Origin of the sequence: Streptococcus sp. 27098_8_22, assembly GCF_041432415.1 — a bacterium.
Lineage (GTDB): Bacteria > Bacillota > Bacilli > Lactobacillales > Streptococcaceae > Streptococcus > Streptococcus pseudopneumoniae_M.
On sequence record NZ_JAPVZP010000007.1, the window covers coordinates 63,939 to 88,728 of the forward strand.

At 39.3% G+C, this 24,790-nt stretch carries 29 protein-coding genes; 28 read left to right on the forward strand and 1 reads right to left on the reverse strand.

Going from position 1 to position 24,790, the window contains the following annotated elements; all coding sequences use genetic code 11:
- Nucleotides 1-173 precede the first annotated feature (173 nt).
- The 21 genes from O3633_RS08030 to O3633_RS08130 all read left to right on the forward strand — a co-directional run bounded on the left by O3633_RS08030 (nucleotide 174) and on the right by O3633_RS08130 (nucleotide 16,686).
- On the forward strand, nucleotides 174-881 hold the full coding sequence (locus O3633_RS08030; protein WP_000864783.1) for a glucosamine-6-phosphate deaminase: 708 nt from the start codon (nucleotides 174-176) through the stop codon (nucleotides 879-881).
- Nucleotides 882-1,483: 602 nt separating this feature from the next.
- Nucleotides 1,484-1,660 (forward strand): 30S ribosomal protein S21, encoded by a 177-nt coding sequence (gene rpsU / locus O3633_RS08035; protein WP_000048054.1) that lies wholly within the window; start codon nucleotides 1,484-1,486, stop codon nucleotides 1,658-1,660.
- Between the two features lie 187 nt (nucleotides 1,661-1,847).
- Nucleotides 1,848-2,783, forward strand: coding sequence for an HPr(Ser) kinase/phosphatase (hprK, locus tag O3633_RS08040; RefSeq protein WP_000115134.1), 936 nt, complete (start codon nucleotides 1,848-1,850; stop codon nucleotides 2,781-2,783).
- Nucleotides 2,776-3,564, forward strand: a complete 789-nt coding sequence (gene lgt / locus O3633_RS08045; protein WP_371620940.1) for a prolipoprotein diacylglyceryl transferase — start codon at nucleotides 2,776-2,778, stop codon at nucleotides 3,562-3,564. The genes hprK and lgt overlap by 8 nt, the downstream gene beginning before the upstream one ends.
- A gap of 1 nt (nucleotide 3,565) precedes the next feature.
- Nucleotides 3,566-3,949, forward strand: a complete 384-nt coding sequence (locus O3633_RS08050) for a DUF948 domain-containing protein (protein WP_000895021.1) — start codon at nucleotides 3,566-3,568, stop codon at nucleotides 3,947-3,949.
- A 15-nt stretch (nucleotides 3,950-3,964) separates the two neighbouring features.
- Nucleotides 3,965-4,360: a YtxH domain-containing protein gene (locus O3633_RS08055; protein ID WP_049508424.1), complete on the forward strand. Its 396-nt coding sequence runs from the start codon at nucleotides 3,965-3,967 to the stop codon at nucleotides 4,358-4,360.
- A gap of 86 nt (nucleotides 4,361-4,446) precedes the next feature.
- Nucleotides 4,447-5,577: a radical SAM family heme chaperone HemW gene (hemW, locus tag O3633_RS08060; protein WP_371620941.1), complete on the forward strand. Its 1,131-nt coding sequence runs from the start codon at nucleotides 4,447-4,449 to the stop codon at nucleotides 5,575-5,577.
- A gap of 4 nt (nucleotides 5,578-5,581) precedes the next feature.
- Nucleotides 5,582-6,319, forward strand: coding sequence for an acyl-ACP thioesterase domain-containing protein (locus tag O3633_RS08065; protein WP_371620942.1), 738 nt, complete (start codon nucleotides 5,582-5,584; stop codon nucleotides 6,317-6,319).
- Nucleotides 6,320-6,329: 10 nt separating this feature from the next.
- Complete coding sequence (locus tag O3633_RS08070; RefSeq protein WP_371620943.1) at nucleotides 6,330-7,103, forward strand: TIGR01457 family HAD-type hydrolase; 774 nt, start codon at nucleotides 6,330-6,332, stop codon at nucleotides 7,101-7,103.
- Nucleotides 7,093-7,716 carry a TIGR01906 family membrane protein gene (locus O3633_RS08075; RefSeq protein ID WP_371620944.1) on the forward strand — a complete coding sequence of 208 codons (624 nt, stop codon included), beginning with the start codon at nucleotides 7,093-7,095 and terminating at the stop codon, nucleotides 7,714-7,716. Before O3633_RS08070 ends, O3633_RS08075 begins: the two co-directional genes overlap by 11 nt.
- Before the next feature lie 210 nt (nucleotides 7,717-7,926).
- Nucleotides 7,927-8,328 carry a Spx/MgsR family RNA polymerase-binding regulatory protein gene (locus O3633_RS08080; protein ID WP_000631256.1) on the forward strand — a complete coding sequence of 134 codons (402 nt, stop codon included), beginning with the start codon at nucleotides 7,927-7,929 and terminating at the stop codon, nucleotides 8,326-8,328.
- Entirely contained in the window at nucleotides 8,329-8,607 is a 279-nt protein-coding gene (locus O3633_RS08085) for a UPF0223 family protein (RefSeq protein WP_045763367.1), read from the forward strand.
- A complete protein-coding gene (locus tag O3633_RS08090) occupies nucleotides 8,597-9,364 on the forward strand; it encodes an inositol monophosphatase family protein (RefSeq protein ID WP_371620945.1) in 768 nt (255 codons plus the stop codon). The genes O3633_RS08085 and O3633_RS08090 overlap by 11 nt, the downstream gene beginning before the upstream one ends.
- 6 nt (nucleotides 9,365-9,370) lie before the next feature.
- Complete coding sequence (locus tag O3633_RS08095) at nucleotides 9,371-10,684, forward strand: RsmF rRNA methyltransferase first C-terminal domain-containing protein (RefSeq protein WP_371620946.1); 1,314 nt, start codon at nucleotides 9,371-9,373, stop codon at nucleotides 10,682-10,684.
- A 109-nt stretch (nucleotides 10,685-10,793) separates the two neighbouring features.
- Nucleotides 10,794-11,672, forward strand: coding sequence for a phosphate ABC transporter substrate-binding protein PstS (locus O3633_RS08100; protein ID WP_371620947.1), 879 nt, complete (start codon nucleotides 10,794-10,796; stop codon nucleotides 11,670-11,672).
- The gene (gene pstC, locus O3633_RS08105; protein WP_049530894.1) at nucleotides 11,672-12,589 is read left to right on the forward strand and encodes a phosphate ABC transporter permease subunit PstC; all 918 of its coding nucleotides are present in this window, start codon (nucleotides 11,672-11,674) and stop codon (nucleotides 12,587-12,589) included. The genes O3633_RS08100 and pstC overlap by 1 nt, the downstream gene beginning before the upstream one ends.
- On the forward strand, nucleotides 12,579-13,463 hold the full coding sequence (gene pstA, locus O3633_RS08110; protein ID WP_371620948.1) for a phosphate ABC transporter permease PstA: 885 nt from the start codon (nucleotides 12,579-12,581) through the stop codon (nucleotides 13,461-13,463). The genes pstC and pstA overlap by 11 nt, the downstream gene beginning before the upstream one ends.
- 10 nt (nucleotides 13,464-13,473) lie before the next feature.
- The gene (pstB, locus tag O3633_RS08115) at nucleotides 13,474-14,277 is read left to right on the forward strand and encodes a phosphate ABC transporter ATP-binding protein PstB (protein WP_049504357.1); all 804 of its coding nucleotides are present in this window, start codon (nucleotides 13,474-13,476) and stop codon (nucleotides 14,275-14,277) included.
- A gap of 12 nt (nucleotides 14,278-14,289) precedes the next feature.
- Complete coding sequence (gene pstB, locus O3633_RS08120; RefSeq protein WP_371620949.1) at nucleotides 14,290-15,048, forward strand: phosphate ABC transporter ATP-binding protein PstB; 759 nt, start codon at nucleotides 14,290-14,292, stop codon at nucleotides 15,046-15,048.
- Nucleotides 15,049-15,059: 11 nt separating this feature from the next.
- Nucleotides 15,060-15,713, forward strand: coding sequence for a phosphate signaling complex protein PhoU (phoU, locus tag O3633_RS08125; RefSeq protein WP_371620957.1), 654 nt, complete (start codon nucleotides 15,060-15,062; stop codon nucleotides 15,711-15,713).
- Between the two features lie 157 nt (nucleotides 15,714-15,870).
- Nucleotides 15,871-16,686: an ABC transporter substrate-binding protein gene (locus O3633_RS08130; protein ID WP_371620950.1), complete on the forward strand. Its 816-nt coding sequence runs from the start codon at nucleotides 15,871-15,873 to the stop codon at nucleotides 16,684-16,686.
- A gap of 20 nt (nucleotides 16,687-16,706) precedes the next feature.
- Here O3633_RS08130 and O3633_RS08135 read toward each other — a convergent pair whose 3' ends face one another.
- Nucleotides 16,707-17,981: an aminotransferase-like domain-containing protein gene (locus tag O3633_RS08135; RefSeq protein ID WP_371620951.1), complete on the reverse strand. Its 1,275-nt coding sequence runs from the start codon at nucleotides 17,979-17,981 to the stop codon at nucleotides 16,707-16,709.
- A 329-nt stretch (nucleotides 17,982-18,310) separates the two neighbouring features.
- On the opposite strand from O3633_RS08135, the gene budA reads away from it, so the two are divergent.
- The 7 genes from budA to O3633_RS08170 all read left to right on the forward strand — a co-directional run bounded on the left by budA (nucleotide 18,311) and on the right by O3633_RS08170 (nucleotide 24,748).
- A complete protein-coding gene (budA, locus tag O3633_RS08140) occupies nucleotides 18,311-19,039 on the forward strand; it encodes an acetolactate decarboxylase (protein ID WP_049503184.1) in 729 nt (242 codons plus the stop codon).
- 12 nt (nucleotides 19,040-19,051) lie between these two features.
- Nucleotides 19,052-19,804 (forward strand): YhfC family intramembrane metalloprotease, encoded by a 753-nt coding sequence (locus O3633_RS08145; protein ID WP_371620952.1) that lies wholly within the window; start codon nucleotides 19,052-19,054, stop codon nucleotides 19,802-19,804.
- 117 nt (nucleotides 19,805-19,921) lie between these two features.
- Entirely contained in the window at nucleotides 19,922-20,827 is a 906-nt protein-coding gene (gene murB, locus O3633_RS08150) for a UDP-N-acetylmuramate dehydrogenase (protein ID WP_371620953.1), read from the forward strand.
- A gap of 139 nt (nucleotides 20,828-20,966) precedes the next feature.
- The gene (locus O3633_RS08155; RefSeq protein WP_049526954.1) at nucleotides 20,967-22,124 is read left to right on the forward strand and encodes an ABC transporter ATP-binding protein; all 1,158 of its coding nucleotides are present in this window, start codon (nucleotides 20,967-20,969) and stop codon (nucleotides 22,122-22,124) included.
- Nucleotides 22,105-22,911, forward strand: coding sequence for an ABC transporter permease (locus O3633_RS08160; RefSeq protein ID WP_000754116.1), 807 nt, complete (start codon nucleotides 22,105-22,107; stop codon nucleotides 22,909-22,911). Before O3633_RS08155 ends, O3633_RS08160 begins: the two co-directional genes overlap by 20 nt.
- Nucleotides 22,908-23,681, forward strand: a complete 774-nt coding sequence (locus tag O3633_RS08165) for an ABC transporter permease (RefSeq protein ID WP_371620954.1) — start codon at nucleotides 22,908-22,910, stop codon at nucleotides 23,679-23,681. The genes O3633_RS08160 and O3633_RS08165 overlap by 4 nt, the downstream gene beginning before the upstream one ends.
- Nucleotides 23,678-24,748 carry an ABC transporter substrate-binding protein gene (locus O3633_RS08170; protein ID WP_371620955.1) on the forward strand — a complete coding sequence of 357 codons (1,071 nt, stop codon included), beginning with the start codon at nucleotides 23,678-23,680 and terminating at the stop codon, nucleotides 24,746-24,748. Before O3633_RS08165 ends, O3633_RS08170 begins: the two co-directional genes overlap by 4 nt.
- Nucleotides 24,749-24,790: the final 42 nt, after the last annotated feature.

Sequence of the window (24,790 nt, forward strand, 5' to 3'; positions counted from 1 at the left end):
TTCTGATATAAGATTTAAGAGAGGACGTCAAACTCCTCTCTTTTTTGCTTAAGGGTAGAACTCTTAATTGATTTGTTAAGTATATTTATATTTCCAACAAAAATAAACCGTTTTCACTTGACAAAAATTGGTCTATACCATATAATAAAATAAAGAATATGGAGGACAAAATTATGAAAGTTATTCAAGTGGAAAATCCAATTGAAGGTGGAAAAGTTGCTTTTGATATCTTAAAAGAAAAATTGGAAAATGGTGCACAAACATTGGGACTTGCAACAGGAAGTAGCCCACTTGAGTTCTACAGAGAAATTGTAGAGAGTGACCTAGATTTTTCAAATCTTACAAGTGTGAATTTGGATGAGTACGTAGGTCTTGATGGGGACAATCCTCAATCATATCGTTACTTTATGCAAGAAAATCTATTCAACAAGAAACCATTTAAAGAAAGTTTCTTACCACGTGGTGTTAAGGACAATGCGGAAGAAGAAGTAGAGCGCTATAATCAAATTCTGGCTGACCATCCAGTTGACCTACAAATCTTAGGAATTGGCCGCAATGGTCATATTGGCTTTAACGAACCAGGCACACCATTTGACAGTCAAACTCATCTTGTAGAACTTGACCAGTCTACTATCGAAGCTAACGCACGTTTCTTTGATAAGATTGAAGATGTTCCAACCCAAGCTATTTCAATGGGGATTAAGAACATTTTGGATGCTAAGTCTATCCTTCTATTTGCTTATGGTGAATCAAAAGCAGAAGCTATCGCTGGAACTGTTGAAGGTCCTGTGACAGAAAGTCTTCCAGCAAGCAGCCTGCAAAACCATCCAGATGTGACTATTATCGCAGATGCAGCAGCACTCAGCTTGTTAAAGAAATAAGATTTTTATCATTAAAGACCATTCGATCCTATGGATTGGGTGGTTTTTTGGTCTGGATATATTCAAAAATGAATACAGTTTTTCTGAAAGTGGTACAATAGTTCTAATAGTAGGGTGTATGATAGATTTTCCCTTGAAAAGAAGAATATATAATCTTCATTTTTTGAGAATTATTAATTCTTGAAAAAGAAATGTTATAGGTATTGATATGAAGAAGACAAATTTGATTGTTCTGCACTTTCTGCTTTTTGTCAGTATTTAGCAAAGATAGAAGCTATCAGTTTAGCTCAACTAAAGGATTACATTTTATTCAAGAGCAGATACTTAAACATCTTGTCTGGCATTTTGATAGTCAGGATCTGTATACCATTTCTGATTTACCGTCAGATTATTGGGAATATCTAGATTCCATCGAGTGTGAAATAAATGAATTATTTGGCCGTCTGGAATGAATTTTATAAGTGGGGAACTAGGTTAGGTGTAAGGGGTAAATTTTGTAAAATTTGAATTGAATGATTTGGGAGAATTTCATTTTTTTCTTGACAATTTTCTTTATTCCGTGTAAAATAGAATAGATCTTGAACTTGAAGGGAGTGAAAAAAATGTCTAAAACAGTAGTACGTAAGAATGAATCTCTTGACGATGCTCTTCGTCGTTTCAAACGTGCAGTTACTAAAGCTGGTACTCTTCAAGAAACACGCAAACGTGAATTCTATGAAAAACCTTCTGTAAAACGTAAACGTAAATCAGAAGCAGCTCGTAAACGTAAAAAATTCTAATTAATAAGAAAGGCTAGACTTGTCTAGTCTTTTTTTGTTAGCTTCTAAGAGTCTGTTTGATCCCTTTTGATTGTTAAAATTATAAAGGTTACTTTCTTAAATAAATACCTCAAATACTGTTAAAAACATAAACTTCCTACTACAATTTGATATAATAGTAGGGAGAACTCGATTGAAGGAGAAAATTATGTCGGTTTTAGTCAAAGAAGTGATTGATAAGCTCAGACTAGACATTGTCTATGGTGAGCCAGAATTACTTGAAAAAGAAATCAATACAGGCGATATTTGTCGTCCAGGTCTCGAAATGACAGGCTATTTTGACTACTATACCCCAGAGCGAATTCAACTATTGGGGATGAAAGAGTGGTCTTATCTGATTAGTATGTCTTCTCATAACCGCTACCAGGTTTTGAAAAAATTGTTCCAACCGAAAACACCTGCAGTTATTGTTGCGCGTGGTTTAGTAGTTCCAGAGGAAATGCTAAAGGCTGCTAGAGAATGTAAAATCGCTATTTTAACGAGTCGTACAGCAACAAGTCGTCTGTCTGGGGAATTGTCAAGTTACCTAGATTCTCGTTTGGCTGAGCGTGAAAGTGTACATGGTGTCTTGATGGATATCTATGGTATGGGTGTGTTAATCCAGGGAGACAGTGGTATTGGTAAGAGTGAGACAGGTCTAGAACTCGTGAAACGAGGACACCGTTTGGTGGCTGATGACCGTGTAGATATCTTTGCTAAGGATGAAATGACTCTCTGGGGTGAACCAGCTGAAATCTTGAAGCATTTACTTGAGATTCGTGGTGTTGGTATTATAGATGTGATGAGTCTTTATGGTGCCAGTGCAGTTAAGGATTCTTCACAAGTTCAGTTAGCTGTCTATCTTGAAAATTATGACACGCAAAAGACTTTTGATCGCCTAGGCAATAATGCTGAGGAATTGGAGATTTCTGGAGTAGCCATTCCACGTATCCGCATTCCTGTAAAAACAGGACGTAATATTTCTGTCGTTATTGAAGCAGCAGCTATGAATTATCGTGCTAAGGAAATGGGCTTTGATGCTACTCGCTTGTTTGAAGAAAGATTGACAAATCTGATTGCAAAGAACGAGGTGAAAGATGATTGATCCAATCGCTTTTCAAATTGGTCCTTTAGCTGTTAGATGGTATGCACTCTGCATCGTTTCAGGTCTTGTTTTAGCGGTATATCTTGCTAGTAAAGAAGCGCCTAAAAAGAAGATTTTATCTGATGATATTTTGGACTTTATCTTAATTGCTTTTCCTTTATCCATCATTGGTGCTAGACTCTACTATGTTATTTTTAGATTTGATTATTATAGTCAGCATCTGGGAGAGATTTTTGCTATTTGGAATGGTGGTCTTGCGATTTATGGTGGTTTAATTACTGGAGCGATTGTTCTCTATATCTTTGCTGACCGCAAATTAATCAATACTTGGGATTTCTTAGATATTGCAGCTCCGAGCGTCATGATTGCTCAGAGTTTAGGGCGTTGGGGAAACTTCTTTAACCAAGAAGCTTATGGAGCAGTCGTTGAAAATCTTGATTACTTACCTGATTTTATTAAGAATCAGATGTATATTGATGGCTCTTACCGCCAACCAACCTTCTTATACGAATCTATCTGGAATCTGATCGGTTTTGCCTTGATTGTCATTTTTAGACGCCGATTACAGAATATCCGTCGTGGTCATATCACTGCCTTTTATCTAATTTGGTACGGATTTGGACGTATGATTATTGAGGGCATGCGTACGGATAGTCTCATGTTCTTTGGACTCCGAGTATCCCAGTGGTTGTCTGCCCTATTGATTGGCCTTGGTATTTATATCATCTTTTATCAAAATTGGAAAAAAGCACCATTTTATAATGTAAAAAAGGAGAATTAAAATGTTAGAAGTGGCTTATATTATTGTGGCAATTGCCTTGGTTGTCTTTTTAGTTTATCTGATTATTACCCTTCAAAAAGTTGGTCGTGTAATTGATGAAACTGAAAAAACTGTTAAAACTTTAACATCAGATGTAGATGTAACTCTTCATCAAACAAATGAATTGCTTACAAAGGTCAACGTTCTTGTTGATGATATCAATGTCAAAGTTGCTACAATTGATCCCCTCTTTACAGCTGTTGCAGACCTTTCTGTTTCTGTTTCTGACCTAAATGAACAAGCACGTGTTTTGAGTAAAAAGGCATCATCTGCTGGATCAAAAACTATAAAAACTGGTGCAGGTTTGTCTGCTATTCGTGTTGCAAGTAAATTTTTTAAAAAATAAAAAAGGAGTTGACTAATGGGAAAACTATCATCTATCCTTTTAGGAACTGTTTCAGGTGTTGCAGCTGCCTTGTTTCTAACAAGTGACAAAGGAAAACAAGTTAGAAGCCAAGCACAAGAATTTTTAGAAGATCTAAAAGAAGATCCTGAGTATGCTAAAGAGCAGGTTTGTGAAAAATTAACGGATGTCAAAGAACAAACCAAAGAATTTGTTCTTAAAACAAAAGAGCAGATTGAATCTGGGGAAATTACTCTTGACACTGTATTAGATAAAGCAAAATATCATGCTCAACAAGCGACTGAAGCTTCAAAAGAAACCTTGAATCATTTTAAATCACAACTGGAAGAGAAAGTAGTTGTGGAAGAAAAAGAAAATGGTCAAGAAATTGTCATTGAGCTTCAAGAAAATTAAAATAGAGTCACCATTTCTTGGTTTTCTAGAAAATCAAGAATGGTGATTTTTTTCTTGAGTGAACTCTTTGTGGTATAATAAATACTATGCAGAAGAAACCGACATCAGCCTATGTGCATATTCCGTTTTGCACACAGATTTGTTATTATTGTGACTTTTCAAAGGTCTTTATTAAAAATCAGCCAGTAGACAGCTATCTAGAGCATCTACTGCAAGAATTTCATTCTTATGATATTCAAAAATTGCGTACACTCTATATTGGTGGTGGGACACCGACAGCCTTGTCTGCTTCTCAATTGGAAGTTTTGTTAGAAGGATTGACTAAAAATCTGGACTTATCAATGTTGGAAGAGTTGACCATTGAGGCTAATCCTGGTGACCTGGATGCTGATAAGATTGCTGTCTTGCAAAATTCTGCAGTTAATCGTGTATCACTAGGAGTTCAGACCTTTGATGACAAAATGCTGAAAAAGATTGGGCGTAGTCATACGGAAAAGGATATTTATGAAAATATCGATCGTCTCAAACTTGCTGGTTTTGACAATATTTCCATTGACTTGATTTATGCACTTCCTGACCAAACCATGGACCAGGTTAGGGATAATGTTGCCAAGGCTATTGCCCTTGATATTCCTCATATGAGCCTCTATAGCTTGATTTTGGAAAATCATACGGTCTTTATGAACCGTATGAGACGCGGGAAATTACCTCTTCCTAAGGAAGAATTAGAAGCAGAGATGTTTGAGTATATCATTGCAGAGCTAGAAAAAGCTGGCTTTGAGCACTATGAAATTTCTAATTTTTCTAAGCCAGGCTTTGAAAGTCGACATAATCTCATGTACTGGGATAATGCCGAGTATTATGGTATCGGTGCGGGGGCATCTGGCTATGTAAACGGTGTTCGCTATAAAAACCATGGTCCGATTCGCCATTATTTAAAGGAGGTAGAAGAGGGGAGTGCCCGTATCAATGAAGAACACCTGAGTCTAAGGGAACAAATGGAAGAAGAGATGTTTCTCGGCCTTCGCAAGAAGTCAGGAGTTTCCATGGCACGCTTTGAAGAAAAATTCGAACGGTCTTTCCAGGAACTATATGGAGAAATCGTCAAAGACTTGATTCAACAAGGTCTCATACAGCTTGATGGTGACAGTGTTCGCATGACTAAGAGAGGTCTCTTTTTAGGAGATACAGTAGCAGAACGATTTATATTGGAGTAAAATTATGGGCTTAACTTATCAAATGAAGATGAAAATTCCTTTTGATATGGCTGATATGAATGGCCATATCAAGTTGCCAGATGTTATTTTGTTGTCCCTGCAAGTATCAGGAATGCAGTCAATTGAACTGGGAGTGAGTGACAAGGATGTTTTAGAACAGTATAATCTGGTCTGGATTATCACGGATTATGACATTGATGTGGTTCGTTTGCCTCGTTTTGCTGAGGAAATCACTATTGAAACTGAAGCCTTGACCTATAATCGTCTCTTTTGCTACCGCCGATTTACTATTTACGATGAAGCTGGTCAAGAAATCATTCATATGCTAGCTACCTTTGTCCTTATGGATCGTGAAAGTCGAAAGGTTAATCCTGTAGTACCAGAAATTGTCGCCCCTTATCAATCTGAGTTTTCTAAGAAACTGGTCCGTGGGCCAAAATATAGAGAGCTGGAAGAAGCGATAAGCAAGGACTACCACGTTCGTTTCTATGACTTAGATATGAATGGTCACGTCAATAACAGCAAATACCTGGACTGGATTTTTGAGGTCATGGGGGCAGATTTCCTAACCAATCATATTCCTAAAAAAATCAACCTCAAGTATGTCAAGGAAGTTCGACCAGGTGGTATGATTACTTCTAGTTATGAATTGAATGAACTAGAAAGCAATCACCAAGTCTCAAGTGATGGCGATATCAATGCTCAAGCAAAGATAACTTGGCAAGAAATTAACAAAGATTAGAAGGAAATGTATGACTTATAAAGGATATTTAATTGATTTAGACGGAACAATCTATAAGGGGAAAGATAGAATCCCAGCAGGGGAAGCTTTTGTTCATGAGTTACAAAAAAGAGAGATTCCTTATCTTTTTGTAACAAACAACACCACTCGTACACCTGAAAGTGTTCAAGAGATGTTAGCCAATCAGTTTAACATTGACACACCTGTATCGACGATCTATACTGCAACTTTAGCTACAATTGATTACATGAATGACCTAGGACTTGAAAAGACAGTCTATGTCATCGGAGAAGCAGGCCTAAAGGAGGCCATTCAAGCAGCAGGGTATGTCGAAGATAAAGAAAATCCAGCCTATGTGGTTGTTGGTTTGGACTGGCAAGTAGACTATGAAAAATTTGCTAAGGCAACCCTAGCTATCCATAAAGGTGCTCACTTTATCGGTACCAACCCAGATTTAAATATTCCAACGGAACGTGGACTTTTGCCTGGTGCTGGTTCACTGATTACTCTTCTTGAAGCAGCAACTCGTGTAAAACCAGTTTATATTGGAAAACCTAATGCGATTATTATGGACAAGGCTGTTGAACATCTAGGACTTGAGCGTCAAGAAATTGTCATGGTGGGAGATAATTACCTGACTGATATTCGAGCTGGCATTGACAATGGCATTCCAAGTCTTTTGGTGACGACAGGATTTACAAAACCTGAAGAAGTAGCGGATTTACCAATCGCCCCAACCCATGTCCTCTCAAGTCTAGCGGAGTGGAATTTCGATGAAAACTAAATTTACTTTTGTAGGAAGTCTTCTCTTTCTCCTCTCGCTTGCTATTTTGTTGACCATCTACCTGTCTTGGTTGGTTTACCCTCTGGAGATTTCTTGGTTAAACTTGACAAATCGTGTTCATCTGCAACCTCAGACCATCCAGCATAATTTTAATGTTTTGATGGATTATTTGACCAATCCATTGAGACAAGTATTGGAAATGCCGGATTTTCCTTCGTCTGCCTCTGGTATTCACCACTTTGTGGTTGTAAAGGGACTTTTCCATTTTGCTCAAGGAGTAGCAGTAGTAACTCTACCGATTTTCTATCTTTTTTGGAAGCAAGTTATTCGGAAGGGTTTTCTGTCACTTTATCGTAGAGGAATCTTAATCATGCTTTCTCTACCTTTGACTCTTGGTTTAGTTGGTGTCTTCATTGGTTTTGAACAATTCTTTACCTTGTTTCATCAAATTCTATTTGTAGGTGATGATACCTGGTTGTTTGATCCAGCAAAGGATCCTGTCATTCTTATCCTACCAGAGAACTTTTTCCTCCATGCCTTTCTCCTATTTTTCTGCTTGTATGAATTGATTTTTGGATTTATGTACCTACAGAGTCGAAAAACAAATAGATAAGTGAAGAAAAGTATTACTGATTCCAAATAAAATGTAGGAAGAAACTATCGTTTGTAACATGAATATTTCTATATTTAATCAAAACATTCATATGTGATTCCAAAAACCCTATTTTTCTTGAAAAAGTAGGTTTTTTTACGGAAATAACTAGTCAAGCGCTTTATTTTTTTGTATAATAGAAATAGAAAAGTATGTAAAGAAGAGGAAAGCATGATTACACTATTTTTATCACCGAGTTGTACATCATGTCGTAAAGCAAAGGCCTGGCTTGAGAAGCATAAAGTGCCCTTCCAAGAGCATAATATTATGACCAGCCCTTTAACGAGAAAAGAACTGCAACACATTCTTTCCTTGACCGAAAATGGTACTGATGACATCATCTCGACTCGTTCAAAGATTTTTCAAAAATTGAATATTGATGTAGAGAGTATCTCAGTATCGGAGTTGCTTCATTTAATTGAGCAGTATCCAAGTCTTTTGCGTCGTCCGATTATTATTGATGCAAAGCGGATGCAAATCGGTTTTAATGAAGATGAGATTCGTGCTTTTCTCCCTCGTAGTTACCGTAAACAAGAACTGAAAGAAGCTACATTGAGAGCTGGTATTAATTAGATGAATAAACAGTATAGTTACCCACTAGATTTGTCGTGGAGCACTGAAGAACTTGCTTCAGTGCTTTCTTTTTTTAATGATGTTGAAGCTGCCTATGAGACTAAGGTAGAGGCAAAAAAACTACTAGATTCCTATAAGGGATTCAAAGCGGTTGTTCCAAGCAAGAGTGAAGAAAAACGCTTGGGCCGTGAATTTGAAACTGCGAGTGGTTACTCCTTCTATCGAGCTGTCCAATTGGCCAAAGAACAAGGGGAAGGGAAGATTTCGCTTGGAAAATAAATTTGTGTTTGCCAAAGAGATTGTCAAGGAAGCAGGAGACTATATTCTAGCTCACATGCAGGAAGAATTGCATATTGAGAGAAAATCATCTCCTACAGACTTGGTGACTCGTTTGGACAAGGAAGTTCAGAATTTTTTGGTTGATAGGATTCGTTCGCATTATCCTGATGACCAATTTTGTGCAGAAGAGGGCTGTCTGCGTGCTTCAGTTGGATATGGATCTGTTTGGGTCATTGATCCTATTGATGGTACTAACAACTTTGTCGCACAAGGTGAAGATTTCGCCATTATGGTAGCGTATTTTGAAAACGGTGTGGGTCAGTTTGGGATCATTTATGATGTCATGAAAGGTCATTGTTATCATGGAGGAGGTGCTTTTCGGGCCTGTCTCAATGAAGAACCCTTGCCTAATTTTAAGGATAAGCCCTTGCGAGATTTTCTAATTGCGAGTAATGCTGGTATGTTGGAAACAAACGCTTGGGGTGTAGCAAACTTGGCCAATGCTTCACTTGGTGTACGAATATATGGAAGTGCAGCTATTAGTTTTTCAAAAATATTATCTGGTCAGCTATTGACCTATATCACCTATCTCCAACCTTGGGATTATGCGGCAGCTGGTATCATTGGAAAAAGTTTAGGTTATCAGATTGTAACCTTAAATGGAGAGCCGGTGGATTTTCAGACACGACAACCAATTATGATGGTTCCAACAGACAAGTTGGCAGAAATTCAATCCTATATCTATGAAAGGAAATAAACTTACATGCAATTTCCAGAAGGATTTGTAAAAAAATATGAAGCAATATTGGGAGATGAGGCAAGAGCTTTTCTTGCCTCTTTTGATGATGAGGCAGTTTCCGCCTTTCGCATCAATCCCTTAAAAGAAAGTCAAGTTTCTTTTTCAGATGCTATTCCAAATACACCCTGGGGCTATTATGGCAAGGTTTCTGGGAAATCTCTTGAACATGTAACAGGCTTGGTCTATTCACAAGAACCTGCTGCACAAATGGTTGCACAAGTAGCTCAACCAAAACCAGGTATGAAGGTCTTGGACTTGGCAGCGGCTCCCGGTGGTAAATCCACTCAACTGGCAGCCTATCTTGCAGGCGCAGGTCTTCTTGTTTCCAATGAAATTTCTAGCAAGCGAGCAAAGATTTTGGTTGAAAATATGGAACGGTTTGGAGCGTCAAATGTAGTTGTGACCAATGAATCTGCCGATCGTTTGGCTAAAGTGTTTAAGGGATATTTTGACCTAATTGTTCTAGATGCTCCATGTTCTGGAGAAGGAATGTTCCGAAAACAGCCAGATGCTATGGATTATTGGAGTGTAGAATATCCAAGCCAATGTGCTGACTTGCAGCGTGAAATTCTAGAGGATGCAGTCACCATGTTGGCTGATGGTGGTCGTTTGGTCTATTCTACCTGTACCTGGGCTCCAGAGGAAAATGAAGAAATTATCCAATGGTTACTGGATAGCTATGATTTTGAATTGATCCCAGTTCAACATATCAATGGAATGGTCCCTGGGATTGATTTTCCAGAGACAGCTAGAATGTATCCACATCACTTTAAGGGAGAAGGACAGTTTGTTGCCCATTTGCAATTTCGAGGGGAAAATAAAGTCTCTAAGTTCAAGCCTTCTAAATCCAACCTCTCTCGAGAACAGATTTCCTTATGGCAGGATTTTGAGAAGAAACATTTAAAAGAGAAACTGGCTGGAGTCTTACAGGTTTTTGGCGACCAACTGTATTTATTGCCAGAAGGTCTACCAGATTTAGGAAAACTAAGAATTGCACGAAACGGACTTCATCTTGGAACCTTTAAGAAAAAACGTTTTGAACCAAGTTTTGCACTTGGCCTAGCTTTGAAACCAAGTCAAGTTAATCAAGGAATTGAAATTCATCAAGAGGACTTTGTCAAATATGTAGCTGGTGAAACAGTTCAATTATCTGAAACTTTGCCAAATGGGTGGTACCAAGTTTTGGTTGCTGGAAATGGTTTAGGTTTTGCAAAAGTGACAGGAAATACATTGAAGAATTATTTCCCTAAGGGCTTGAGGTTTAAGGTGAAAAACTAGTCAAAATTAGTATTCTATGTTATAGTGGAAGTATGGATTTTTTGCATAAAACATAGAAAAATAGGGCGAAATTCCAAGCTATTCATCATTATTTTCAAGGAGACAAATAGTGAAAAAATTTAAAAAACTCACACTCTCTCTTGCGACTCTTTTACTTGCTGGTTCGTTAGTAGGATGTGCAAGTTGGATTGATCGTGGGGAGTCTATGACGGCTGTCGGTTCAACTGCCCTTCAACCTTTAGTCGAGGCAGCAGCAGATGAATTTGCGTCCGCACACGTTGGTAAAACAGTTAATGTTCAAGGTGGTGGATCTGGTACTGGACTATCTCAAGTTCAGTCTGGTGCAGTTGATGTTGGAAACTCTGATGTGTTCGCTGAAGAGAAAGATGGTATCGATGCGTCCGCGCTAGTTGACCATAAGGTTGCTGTTGCTGGATTAGCTGTCATTATTAATAAAGAAGTAGATGTCGATAATCTGACGACAGACCAGCTCCGACAAATCTTTACAGGAGAAATTACCAACTGGAAAGAAGTTGGTGGTAAAGATTTAGCTATCTCTATTATCAACCGAGCTGCGAGCTCAGGTTCTCGTGCGACTTTTGACAGTGTGATTATGAATGGTCAGTCAGCGGTACAAAGTCAGGAGCAAGATTCAAACGGTATGGTGAAGTCGATCGTTTCCCAAACACCTGGAGCTATTTCCTACCTAGCTTTCGCTTATGTTGATGATTCGGTTGGGACTATTAAACTTAATGGTTATGAGCCAATCTCAGAGAATGTAACCACTAACAATTGGCCCTTGTGGTCTTATGAACATATGTATACACTTGGTGAGCCAAATGAATTGGTTGCCGAGTTCTTAAACTTTGTTCTTTCGGACGAAGCGCAGAATGGAATTGTTAAAGGAATGGGCTATATTTCAGTTAAGGAAATGAAGGTTGAAAAAGATGCTGCAGGTACTGTGACAGCAATAGAAGGGAGCCAATAATGAATCAAGAAGAATTATCTAAAAAATTGCTCTCTCCGTCAAAGAACTCTCGTCTTGAGAAATTAGGGAAAAGTCTGACTTTTGCCTGCCTTTCTTTGATTGTCATCATTGTAGCCATGATTTTGATTTTCGTAGCCCAAAAAGGTTTGTCGACCTTCTTTGTCAATGGGGTTAATATCTTTGATTTCCTTCTTGGCCAAACATGGAATCCTTCAGGGAAACAATTTGGTGCCCTTCCCATGATTTTGGGTTCCTTTATTGTTACCATCCTATCAGCTCTTATTGCAACACCATTTGCCATTGGGGCTGCAGTCTTTATGACAGAAGTATCACCAAAAGGGGCAAAGATTTTGCAACCTGCCATTGAACTCCTAGTTGGGATTCCTTCAGTAGTTTATGGATTTATCGGATTGCAGGTCGTCGTACCATTTGTACGTAGTGTCTTTGGTGGAACAGGTTTTGGTATTTTATCAGGGATTTTCGTTCTCTTTGTTATGATCTTGCCGACTGTAACCTTTATGACAACTGATAGCTTACGTGCAGTTCCTCGTCACTACCGTGAAGCTAGTTTAGCTATGGGAGCTACTCGTTGGCAGACTATCTGGCGTGTAACCTTGAAGGCGGCACGTTCAGGTATTTTTACGGCAGTAGTCTTTGGTATGGCGCGTGCTTTCGGTGAAGCACTAGCTATTCAGATGGTGGTCGGAAACTCAGCCGTTGTCCCAACTTCATTGACAACACCTGCTGCGACTTTGACCTCTGTTTTGACCATGGGTATCGGAAATACTGTTATGGGAACTGTTGATAATAATGTTCTTTGGTCACTAGCCTTAGTATTGCTTTTGATGAGCTTGGCCTTTAACAGTGTGATTAAATTGATTACGAAAGAAAGAGGAAAGAAAAACTATGCACGCTAAGAAATTAGATAAACTTGCTACAGCTGTCCTCTATACCATCGCAGGAATCATTGTGACCATCCTTGCTTCCTTGATTCTCTATATCTTGGTTCGAGGCTTGCCTCATGTTTCTTGGTCTTTCTTGACAGGGAAATCATCCTCTTATCAAGCAAGTGGTGGTATTGGGATTCAGCTCTATAATTCCTTCTTCCTTTTGGTCATTACCTTATTTATCTCAGTACCTCTATCAATGGGAGCTGGAATTTACTTGGCTGAATATGCTAAAAAAGGTCGTGTTACCAACTTCGTTCGTACCTGTATTGAAATCTTGTCATCTCTACCATCAGTCGTTGTCGGTCTCTTTGGTTACCTCATCTTTGTAGTCCAGTTCGAGTATGGATTTTCCATTATTTCTGGTGCCTTGGCTTTGACTGTCTTTAACCTTCCACAGATGACGCGTAATGTTGAAGATAGTTTGAAACACGTTCACCATACGCAACGTGAGGCTGGTTTGGCGCTTGGGCTTTCTCGTTGGGAAACAGTTCTTCATGTCGTTATCCCCGAAGCCCTACCTGGTATTGTAACGGGTATTGTGCTTGCATCAGGTCGTATCTTTGGTGAAGCAGCCGCCCTTATCTATACAGCAGGACAATCAGCACCAGCCCTTGACTGGTCTAACTGGAATGTCCTTAGTGTAACCAGTCCAATCTCAATCTTCCGTCAAGCAGAAACCTTGGCCGTCCACATCTGGAAAGTCAACAGTGAAGGAACTATTCCTGATGGAACTCTTGTTTCAGCAGGTTCTGCAGCGGTGCTCTTAATCTTTATATTAATCTTTAACTTTGGAGCACGAAAACTCGGAAGCTATCTACATAAGAAATTAACTGCTGCCTAAAGGAGAAGCCATGTCGAAATATAATTGGGATGAAAGGCATATTATTACTTTTCCAGAAGAAAAAGTGGCCCTCTCTACTAAGGATTTACATGTTTACTACGGTAAAAATGAATCCATCAAGGGCGTGGATATGCAATTCGAAAAAAATAAAATTACGGCCTTGATTGGTCCATCAGGATCTGGGAAATCAACCTACCTACGCAGTCTCAACCGTATGAATGATACCATTGATATTGCAAAGGTGACAGGACAGATTCTCTATCGAGGTATTGACGTTAACCGTCCTGAAATCAATGTTTATGAAATGCGTAAACACATCGGAATGGTTTTCCAACGTCCAAATCCATTTGCTAAATCTATTTACCGCAACATCACTTTTGCACATGAACGTGCAGGTGTTAAGGATAAGAAGGTTCTTGATGAAATTGTAGAAACTTCACTTCGTCAGGCCGCCCTCTGGGATCAGGTTAAAGACGACCTTCATAAGTCAGCCTTGATGCTTTCAGGTGGTCAGCAGCAACGTCTCTGTATCGCGCGTGCTATTTCTGTAAAACCAGACATTCTCTTAATGGATGAGCCAGCATCAGCCTTGGATCCGATTGCGACAGCTCAACTTGAAGAAACCATGTTGGAGTTGAAGAAGGACTTTACCATTATCATCGTAACTCACAGTATGCAACAAGCTGCGCGTGCTAGTGATTATACAGGATTCTTCTACCTGGGTGACTTGATTGAGTATGATAAAACTGCAAATATTTTCCAAAATGCCAAGCTACAGTCAACAAATGACTATGTAACTGGACACTTTGGTTAGAGAGGAAACAGTATGACAGAACCGATTTTACAGGTTTCAGACCTGTCAGTCTATTACAATAAAAAGAAGGCCTTGAATAGTGTTTCCTTATCCTTCCAACCCAAGGAAATTACGGCCCTTATCGGTCCGTCTGGATCTGGGAAATCAACACTTCTAAAGGCTATCAATCGTATGGGAGATTTAAATCCTGAAGTGACGACAACTGGATCAGTGGTTTATAATGGGCATAATATCTATAGTCCGCGTACCGACACGGTTGAATTACGTAAGGAAATCGGGATGGTTTTCCAACAACCCAATCCATTCCCAATGTCTATCTACGAAAATGTTGTTTATGGACTAAGAATTAATGGAGAAAAAGATAAGAACGTTTTGGATGAAGCAGTGGAGAAAGCTTTAAAGCGTGCTTCAATCTGGGATGAGGTTAAGGATCGCTTGCATGACTCTGCTATTGGTCTTTCAGGAGGTCAACAGCAACGTGTTTGTGTAGCACGTGTATTGGCGACTAGTCCTAAAATCATCCTTTTGGATGAACCAACTTCAGCCTTGGACCCTATTTCTGCTGGTAAGATTGAGGAAACCTTGTATGGTCTAAAAGACAAATACACCATGCTCTTGGTTACTCGTTCTATGCAGCAAGCATCTCGTATCTCTGACAAGACAGGATTTTTCCTAGATGGAGATTTGATTGAGTTTAACGATACCAAGAAGATGTTTCTCGACCCACAACACAAGGAAACAGAAGATTATATTTCAGGAAAATTTGGATAAGGAGATAAATGATGTTACGTTCTCAATTGGAAGAAGATTTAGAGAAATTGCATAATCAGTTTTATGCTATGGGACAAGAAGTTCTTTCCCAAATCAATCGTACCGTACGTGCTTTTGTAACGCATGACCGTGACATGGCTAAAGAAGTCATTGAGGAAGATGCAGAAGTAAACGAATACGAAGTGAAACTTGAAAAGAAATCATTTGAAATGATTGCCCTACAACAGCCAGTTTCACAAGACTTACGTACAGTTTTAACAGTTCTAAAAGCTGTGTCAGACTTAGAACGTATGGGTGACCATGCAGTATCTATCGCAAAAGCAACGATTCGTATGAAGGGTGAGCAGCGTATCCCTGCAGTTGAAGATGAAATTAAAAAAATGGGTCGTGAAGTAAAAAACTTTGTTGAAGCCGCTTTAGAACTTTATTTGAATGGTTCTATGGATCAAGCCTATGAAGTTGCAACCATGGATGAAACTATCAACCATTACTTTGATAATATTCGAGACCTAGCTACAGAAGAAATAAAAAAACATCCAGAAGCTATCGTCACAGGTCGTGATTATTTCCAAGTCATTTCTTACTTGGAACGCATCGGTGACTATGCAAAAAATATCTGTGAATGGGTTGTTTACTTTGAAACAGGTAAGATTGTTGAATTGTAAGATTGATTAATTATGCAAATAAAGGAGCTTGTTAGTAAGTAAAAGCTCTTTTTTTGAAACAAAAATTGAAAATTTTTCATAAAAATTTAGAATATGCTTGACAAACGAAGTAGATAGAGTTATAATTATTCAAAATTAACAGAGAGGTTGTTTATTTATGAATTTTAAAAAATGGATATTTGTCTTATGTAGTTTTCTTGCAAGCTTCTTATTGGTAGCTTGCCAATCGTCTAGCTCAAGCTCGCAGTCTGCAGTGGAGGCCATCAAGCAAAAAGGAAAATTAGTGGTCGCAACTAGTCCCGACTATGCTCCCTTTGAGTTTCAAGCACTTGTGGATGGTAAAAACCAAGTCGTAGGTGCGGATATTGACATGGCGCAAGCAATCGCTGATGAACTTGGAGTGAAATTGGAAGTTTCAAGCATGAGTTTTGATAATGTCTTGACCAGTCTTCAAACAGGAAAAGCAGACCTAGCAATTGCGGGAATCAGTGCAACTGAAGAAAGACAAGAAGTCTTTGATTTCTCAATTCCTTACTATGAAAATAAAATTGGCTTCCTTATCAGAAAATCAGATCTTGAAAAATACAAGGATTTGGATTCTCTAGCAAGTGCTAATATTGCAGCTCAGAAAGGGACTGTTCCTGAATCTATGGTTAAAGAGCAACTTCCAAAGGCACAGTTGACTTCTTTGACAAACATGGGAGAAGCAGTCAACGAGCTTCAATCTAGTAAAGTAGATGCCGTTCATATGGATGAGCCAGTAGCATTAAGCTATGCTGCTAAGAACTCAGATTTGGCAGTGGCTACAGTAAACTTGACTATGAAAGAAGGCGAAGCAAATGCTGTAGCTATCAAAAAAGGTAACTCAGATTTGAAGGAAGTGGTTGATAAGGTCATCCAGAAACTGAAAGATGACGGAACTTACCAAACTTATCTTGAAAAAGCTGCTAAGCTAACAGAAGTAGAACAATAAAAAAATAACAGAGTTGGATTTCAGTCCAGCTCTGTTTTTAAATAGCTTAATGTTTCTTCAATATTTTCTAAGGAAATTTTTGCAAAGTGATAAGGGCAGTTCGCTAGATAGGAAGATTCGAAGAAGTCGAGTTCTAGAGGGCTGTGTTTAAGACTAGCGATGCTAGGATAGTTCCTGAGATCAAGCAAAAGCCCATCATGAAGTGGATAGCTCGGTAGGGAAATGGGATACCTTTGTAAGAGCTGTTGGATGTGCTCCTGACTTTTTTCTTGCAGTGCCAGTCGTGCTAGTCTGTTTTTCTCAAAGAGTTGACTATCGATGTAGAGTGATAGAGCCTTTTGCATGATAAGGTTGTTATCGTAGTCGAGAATGTTTTTATAGGTCACAAAAGCTTCCTTGATAGTGTTTGGAAGAAGAAGGGCAGTGATTCGAAGGGCAGGAAAAAGACTGGTAGAAAAGGATTTGATATAGATGACCAAATCATGTTGGTCTAAATAATGAAAGGTTTGTCCCATTTTAGGATCCAAGTCACCTAGGTAGTCATCCTCAACGATATAAATCTGATATTTGGCAGCTAAGTCAAGGATAGCAAGTTTTTCCTCTTCAGAATAAGAATGCCCCAGAGGATAGTGGAAACGGGGAATAGTATAGAAAAACTTAATCTTTCCGCTTTTAAAGTGTTCCTCAAGTTTGTTTAGGTCAATACCGTCTACTCGACGGTCAATGGTTTGATAGGGAATATTTTGAGCTAGTAGTAGCTGGTTCATCCGATGATAGGTCGGTTGTTCGACCAGTATTTCCTGAGCTTGACCTGGAAAATCAATCTGAGAGAGAATAAACAGTGCTTGTTGGGTTCCAGTTGTCATGACTAACTGGTCTGGTTTGCTATAGATTGCTTGTTCAAAGAGCAAGGAATGAACAGACTCTCGTAATTCTTCTAAGCCTTCTTGGTGTTCATAGTAGTTGTAGAGATAATTTTCTCGCCCAATCAAGCTTTCATTGACGCACAGACGAAAATCATCATAGGCCGCTGCGTGTTCATCGTTAACTGAGATAATTAAGTCTTCATGACTGGTTTGTTGCTCCAATACATAATAACCACTTTGAGGTTTTGAGTAGATATATTTCTCGTATCGGAGTTCTAAGAGTGCGCGCTGTATGGTGTCTTTGCTACAGTGAAAATCTTGACTAAGTTTTCGGATAGATGGTAGGCGACTTCCAGTGGGAAATCTACCTGATTCTATCTCATTTTTTAGATAGTGAACGACTTGTTCATACTTGCTTTCTTGCTTCATCCCAGACCTCTCTCGATTTTGTTACATTGTACCTTTTTTTTAGAAGTTTGGCAATGTTATACTCTTCGAAAATCTCTTCAAACCGCGTCAACGTCGCCTTGCAGTATATATGTTAATGACTTCGTCAGTTCTATCCACAACCTCAAAACAGTGTTTTGAGCTGACTTCGTCAGTTCTATCCACAACCTCAAAACAGTGTTTTGAGCAACCTGCGGCTAGTTTCCTAGTTTGCTTTTTGATTTTCATTGAGTATTAAAAGGCAGTCTAGCATTCAATTCTAATCAGAAATGTGATATACTTAGTAAGTAAAATTTTCAAAGAAGAGTGAGATGATGAAGGTGCAAGAACCAGTAAAATTATTCCAATACAATACTTTGGGAGCCTTGATGGCGGGACTTTACGGAGGAACCATGACCGTTGGTGAATTGCTTGAACATGGTGATTTAGGATTAGGAACCCTGGATTCTATCGATGGAGAATTGATTGTCTTAGATGGGAAAGCTTATCAGGCTAAGGGATCAGGTGAGAAACCTGAAATTGTGGAAGTTTCACCAGATGCTTTGATTCCCTATGCAGCAGTTGTACCCCACCAGGCAGAAGTTATTTTCCGTCAGCGTTTTGAAATGACTGATCAGGAACTTGAAAAACGTATTGAGTCCTATTATGATGGAGAGAATCTTTTCCGTTCCATCAAGATTCATGGTGATTTTAAACACATGCATGTTCGCATGATTCCAAAATCAACAACTGAAACGAAGTTTGCTGAGGTTGCGACACATCAGCCTGAATATAGCTGCGACAATGTTTCAGGAACTATCGTTGGTTTTTGGACACCTGAAATTTTCCATGGAGTTAGTGTTGCTGGTTACCATCTACACTTTATCTCAGATGACCTAACCTTTGGTGGTCACGTCATGGACTTTGTCATCAAGGAAGGTATTGTAGAAGTGGGAGCTGTTGACCAGTTGGATCAACGTTTTCCTGTTCAGGATCGTCAATATCTATTTGCTAAGTTTAACGTTGACGAGATGAAAAAAGATATCGAACAGGCAGAATAATAGGAGTCAAATATGAAAATTCATGTAATAATAACGATGCTGGCCTTGTTTGCCGTTCTCATTGCAGCAGTTTGGTACGCAAGAAAGAAATACAAGATTAATTTTGCAGTTTTGGGACTTGGGGCAGTTGCATTTTTTGCTTCATCTCAGGTCTTAGAGAAAATCGTTCATCTCTTGGTTCTTCATCCACAAAAGGATGGGACAGTTCCACTCATGACGGGAAATCCCCTTCTCTATGTGATTTATGGGATCTGTATGGCTGCTTTGTTTGAAGAAACAGCTCGACTTATTTTCTTTAAATGGTTGGAGAAGAAAAGAACTTTGGAAGATTCAGATGCCCTTGCTTATGGATTGGGGCATGGTGGCTTGGAATTGCTCTACCTCGGAATGGGAAGCTTGATTAGTCTTTTGATCCTCTTTTCGTTATTAGAGTCTTCAAATCCAGATCTGGCAAATCTCCTTCCCCAAAATACACTTGAAACAGTACAATCTCTATCTGGATGGCAGGTTTATTTACTCGGTGTTGAGCGTGTGCTTGCTCTTGTTATGCAAATCGGTCTCTCTTTCTGGGTTTATCAAGCAGTTCGCCAAAAGAAATGGATTTACCTAGTAGCTGCTTATGGTTTACACGCCCTATTTGATTTGGCTCCGAGCCTATCTCAAGTTGGCTGGTTGTCAAATCCCCTTCTCGTAGAAGGATTGTTAGCAGTGGAAGTTATTATTTTTATTTACTTTACAAAATCGATCTTTTATAAAAAGCAATAATACAAAAAAGAGGTTCATCCTCTTTTTAGTTTGAGCTTTTGAAAAAGCTAACCAAATCATCGAAAAATAGAGCTAAAAATGGTATAATGGAATGAATTTTATAAAAGGATTGGGAAAATGACCGTATTAGATAAACTAAAAGAAACACTAGAAGGAATCGATATTCGATTCGATGAACCGCTAAAAACTTATACCTATACCAAAGTTGGAGGGAAGGCAGATTATTTAGTTTTTCCACGCAATCGCTATGAGATGGCTCGTGTAGTCAAGTTTGCCAATCAGGAAAACATTCCTTGGATGGTTCTTGGAAATGCAAGTAACATTATCGTCCGAGAAGGCGGAGTTCGTGGCTTTGTAATCATGTGTGACAAGCTTAATAATGTCTCTGTTGATGGCTATACCATTGAGGCAGAAGCTGGAGCTAACTTGATTGAAACCACTCGTATTGCTCTACGTCATAGTTTGACTGGCTTTGAGTTTGCTTGTGGTATTCCAGGAAGCGTCGGTGGTGCTGTCTTTATGAATGCTGGCGCTTATGGTGGTGAGATTGCTCATGTTCTCCAGTCTTGTCAAATCTTGACTAAGGAAGGTGAAATCGAAACCCTATCTGCTAAAGACTTGACCTTTGGTTATCGTCATTCAGCTATCCAAGATTCTGGAGCAGTAGTCTTATCAGCTAAATTTGCACTATCTCTAGGGAATTATGAGACTATTAATCAAGAAATGGACCGCTTGACCCACCTTCGAGAACTCAAACAACCATTGGAATATCCATCATGTGGTTCTGTCTTTAAACGTCCAGTCGGGCATTTTGCAGGACAATTAATCTCAGAAGCTGGTTTAAAAGGTTACCGTATCGGTGGCGTCGAAGTCTCAGAAAAGCATGCAGGCTTTATGATTAATGTAGCTGATGGGACAGCAAGAGACTATGAAGACTTAATTGAGTCTGTCATTGAAAAAGTTAAAGAACATTCAGGTGTTACCCTTGAGCGAGAGGTTCGTATCTTGGGTGAACACGAATAACATTATTTTTACATAGCATTAAAAGATTGGGATTTTATCGCTAAATGAGGTTTAGGTCATTTTATTTCCTACGCTTGTGTCTAGCATACTAACAAGGTCCCAATCTGTTAATTTACGAAGAAAAAGGAATTTAGAGGAATTGAAAAAACCAATTATCGAATTCAGAAACGTTTCAAAAGTTTTTGAAGATAGCAACACTAAGGTTCTCAAAGATATTAATTTTGAGTTGGAAGAAGGGAAATTTTATACACTGCTAGGAGCATCTGGTTCAGGAAAATCAACTATCCTAAATATCATTGCAGGTTTGCTAGACGCAACGACTGGAGATATTTTACTGGATGGCGTGCGAATCAATGATATCCCGACCAATAAGCGAGATGTTCATACTGTCTTCCAATCTTACGCCTTGTTTCCGCATATGAATGTCTTTGAAAATGTTGCCTTTCCATTGCGTTTGCGTAAGGTCGATAAAAAAGAAATCGAACAACGTGTATTAGAAGTTCTCAAAATGGTACAGTTGGAAGGTTTCGAAAAACGTTCAATCCGTAAACTATCTGGAGGACAACGCCAGCGTGTAGCTATTGCGCGTGCGATTATCAATCAGCCTCGTGTAGTGCTCTTGGATGAGCCTTTGTCAGCACTTGACTTGAAGTTGCGGACAGACATGCAGTACGAACTACGTGAACTGCAACAACGCTTGGGCATCACCTTTGTCTTTGTTACTCACGATCAGGAAGAAGCCTTGGCCATGAGCGACTGGATTTTTGTCATGAATGACGGTGAAATTGTTCAGTCAGGAACACCAGTTGACATCTATGACGAGCCCATCAACCACTTTGTTGCAACCTTCATCGGTGAATCAAATATCCTGCCTGGAACTATGATTGAGGACTACTTGGTCGAGTTTAACGGCAAACGATTTGAAGCGGTCGACGGTGGGATGAAGCCAAATGAACCAGTCGAAGTCGTGATTCGCCCAGAGGACTTGCGCATTACCCTTCCAGAAGAAGGAAAACTTCAAGTTAAGGTTGATACGCAGCTTTTCCGTGGGGTTCACTATGAGATTATCGCCTATGATGAACTTGGCAATGAATGGATGATTCACTCAACTCGTAAGGCAATCGTTGGTGAGGAAATCGGTCTGGACTTTGAACCAGAAGACATCCACATCATGCGTCTCAATGAAACAGAAGAAGAGTTCGATGCTCGTATCGAAGAGTACGTAGAAATCGAAGAGCAAGAAGCAGGTTTGATTAACGCTATTGAGGAGGAAAGAGATGAAGAAAACAACCTCTAAACTCTTTGTAGTGCCCTACATGCTTTGGATTGCGCTCTTTGTATTGGCACCCTTGGTCTTGATTTTTGGACAATCCTTTTTCAACATCGAAGGTCAGTTTAGTTTAGAAAACTATAAATCCTATTTTGCGTCACAAAACTTAACCTATCTCAAAATGAGCTTCAACTCTGTTCTCTATGCAGGGATTGTGACTTTAGTGACGCTTCTTATCAGTTATCCAACAGCCCTCTTTTTGACTCGTCTCAAACACCGTCAACTCTGGCTCATGCTCATCATCTTGCCAACTTGGATCAACCTACTCCTTAAGGCCTATGCCTTTATCGGAATTTTTGGTCAAAATGGCTCTATTAACCAATTCTTAGAATTTATCGGAATTGGTTCGCAGCAGTTGCTCTTTACAGATTTCTCATTTATCTTTGTTGCAAGCTACATCGAGCTTCCATTTATGATTTTGCCTATCTTCAACGTTTTGGATGATATGGATAACAATCTCATCAATGCCAGCTATGACCTTGGTGCAACCAAGTGGGAAACCTTCCGTCATGTTATCTTCCCTCTGTCTATGAATGGGGTAAGAAGTGGGGTTCAATCTGTCTTTATCCCAAGTTTGAGTCTCTTCATGTTGACCCGTTTGATTGGGGGGAACCGAGTGATTACTTTGGGGACTGCCATCGAGCAGAACTTCTTGACCAATGACAACTATGGTATGGGTTCAACTATCGGTGTGGTTCTTATCCTGACTATGTTTATCACTATGTGGGTGACTAAGGAAAGGAGAGAACGATGAAAAAATTATCAAATCTTTACCTAGCCTTTGTCTTTATCGTCCTTTATTTGCCAATCTTTTACCTGATCGGATATGCCTTCAATGCCGGGGATGATATGAATAGCTTTACAGGCTTTAGTTTGTCTCACTTTGAAACCATGTTTGGAGATGGAAGACTCATGCTGATCTTGGTTCAGACCTTTTTACTAGCCTTCCTATCAGCCCTGATTGCGACTGTTATTGGGACTTTCGGTGCCATTTACATTTACCAATCACGTAAAAAATACCAAGAAGCCTTTCTATCACTCAATAATATCCTCATGGTTGCACCCGACGTTATGATTGGTGCTAGCTTCTTGATTCTCTTTACCCAACTCAAGTTTTCGCTTGGTTTTTTGACGGTTCTTTCTAGTCACGTGGCCTTCTCGATTCCTATCGTAGTGCTCATGGTTTTGCCTCGATTAAAAGAGATGAATGGAGATATGATTCATGCAGCCTATGACCTTGGAGCTAGTCAGTTCCAGATGTTCAAGGAAATTATGCTTCCTTACCTAACGCCGTCTATCATTGCAGGATACTTCATGGCATTCACCTATTCCCTAGATGATTTTGCTGTGACTTTCTTTGTAACGGGAAATGGTTTTTCAACCTTGTCAGTTGAGATATACTCTCGAGCTCGTAAGGGAATTTCGCTGGAAATCAATGCTCTTTCAGCCTTGGTCTTTCTCTTTAGTATTATCCTGGTTATTGGATATTACTTCATTTCACGTGATAAGGAGGAGCAAGCATGAAACGACTCTATTCATTTTTAGCAGGAATTGCAGCCATTATCCTTGTTTTGTGGGGAATTTCCTATCATCTTGACCGTAAAATCAATAGTCGTGATAGTCAAAAACTGGTCATCTACAACTGGGGAGACTATATCGATCCTGAACTTCTGGAGAAATTTACAGAAGAAACAGGAATCCAAGTTCAATATGAGACCTTTGACTCCAACGAAGCCATGTACACGAAAATCAAGCAGGGTGGAACAACCTATGATATTGCTATCCCGAGTGAATACATGATTAATAAGATGAAGGATGAGGACCTACTGGTTCCGCTGGATTATAGTAAGATTGAGGGCATTGAGAATATCGGTTCTGAATTTCTTAACCAGTCCTTTGACCCAAACAATGAGTACTCTATTCCATACTTCTGGGGAACTTTGGGAATCGTCTACAATGAGACTATGGTGGAAGAAGCGCCTGAACACTGGGACGACCTTTGGAAACCAGAATACAAGGATTCTATCATGCTCTTTGATGGGGCGCGTGAAGTGCTTGGACTCGGACTCAATTCTTTGGGTTATAGTCTCAACTCAAAAGATCCTCAACAACTATCACAAACGGTTGATAAACTGTATGAGCTAACTCCTAATATCAAGGCAATTGTAGCCGATGAAATGAAGGGTTACATGATTCAGAACAATGCTGCCATCGGTGTGACCTTCTCTGGTGAAGCTAGTCAGATGCTAGAGAAAAATGAAAATCTTCGCTATGTCGTTCCGACAGAGGCAAGCAATCTCTGGTTTGACAATATGGTCATTCCTAAGACTGTCAAGAACCAGGATGCAGCCTATGCCTTCATCAATTTTATGTTAAAACCTGACAATGCTCTAAAAAATGCAGAGTATGTCGGCTATTCAACACCAAACAATGCTGCTAAGGAAATGCTCCCAGAGGAGACAAAAGAGGACAAGTCCTTCTATCCCGATGCAGATACAATGAAACACCTAGAAGTTTATGAAAAATTTGACCATAAATGGACAGGAATCTACAGTGACCTCTTCCTACAATTTAAGATGTATCGGAAGTAGTGATAGTAACGAAACGAATCAGTAACAGCTGGTTCGTTTTTT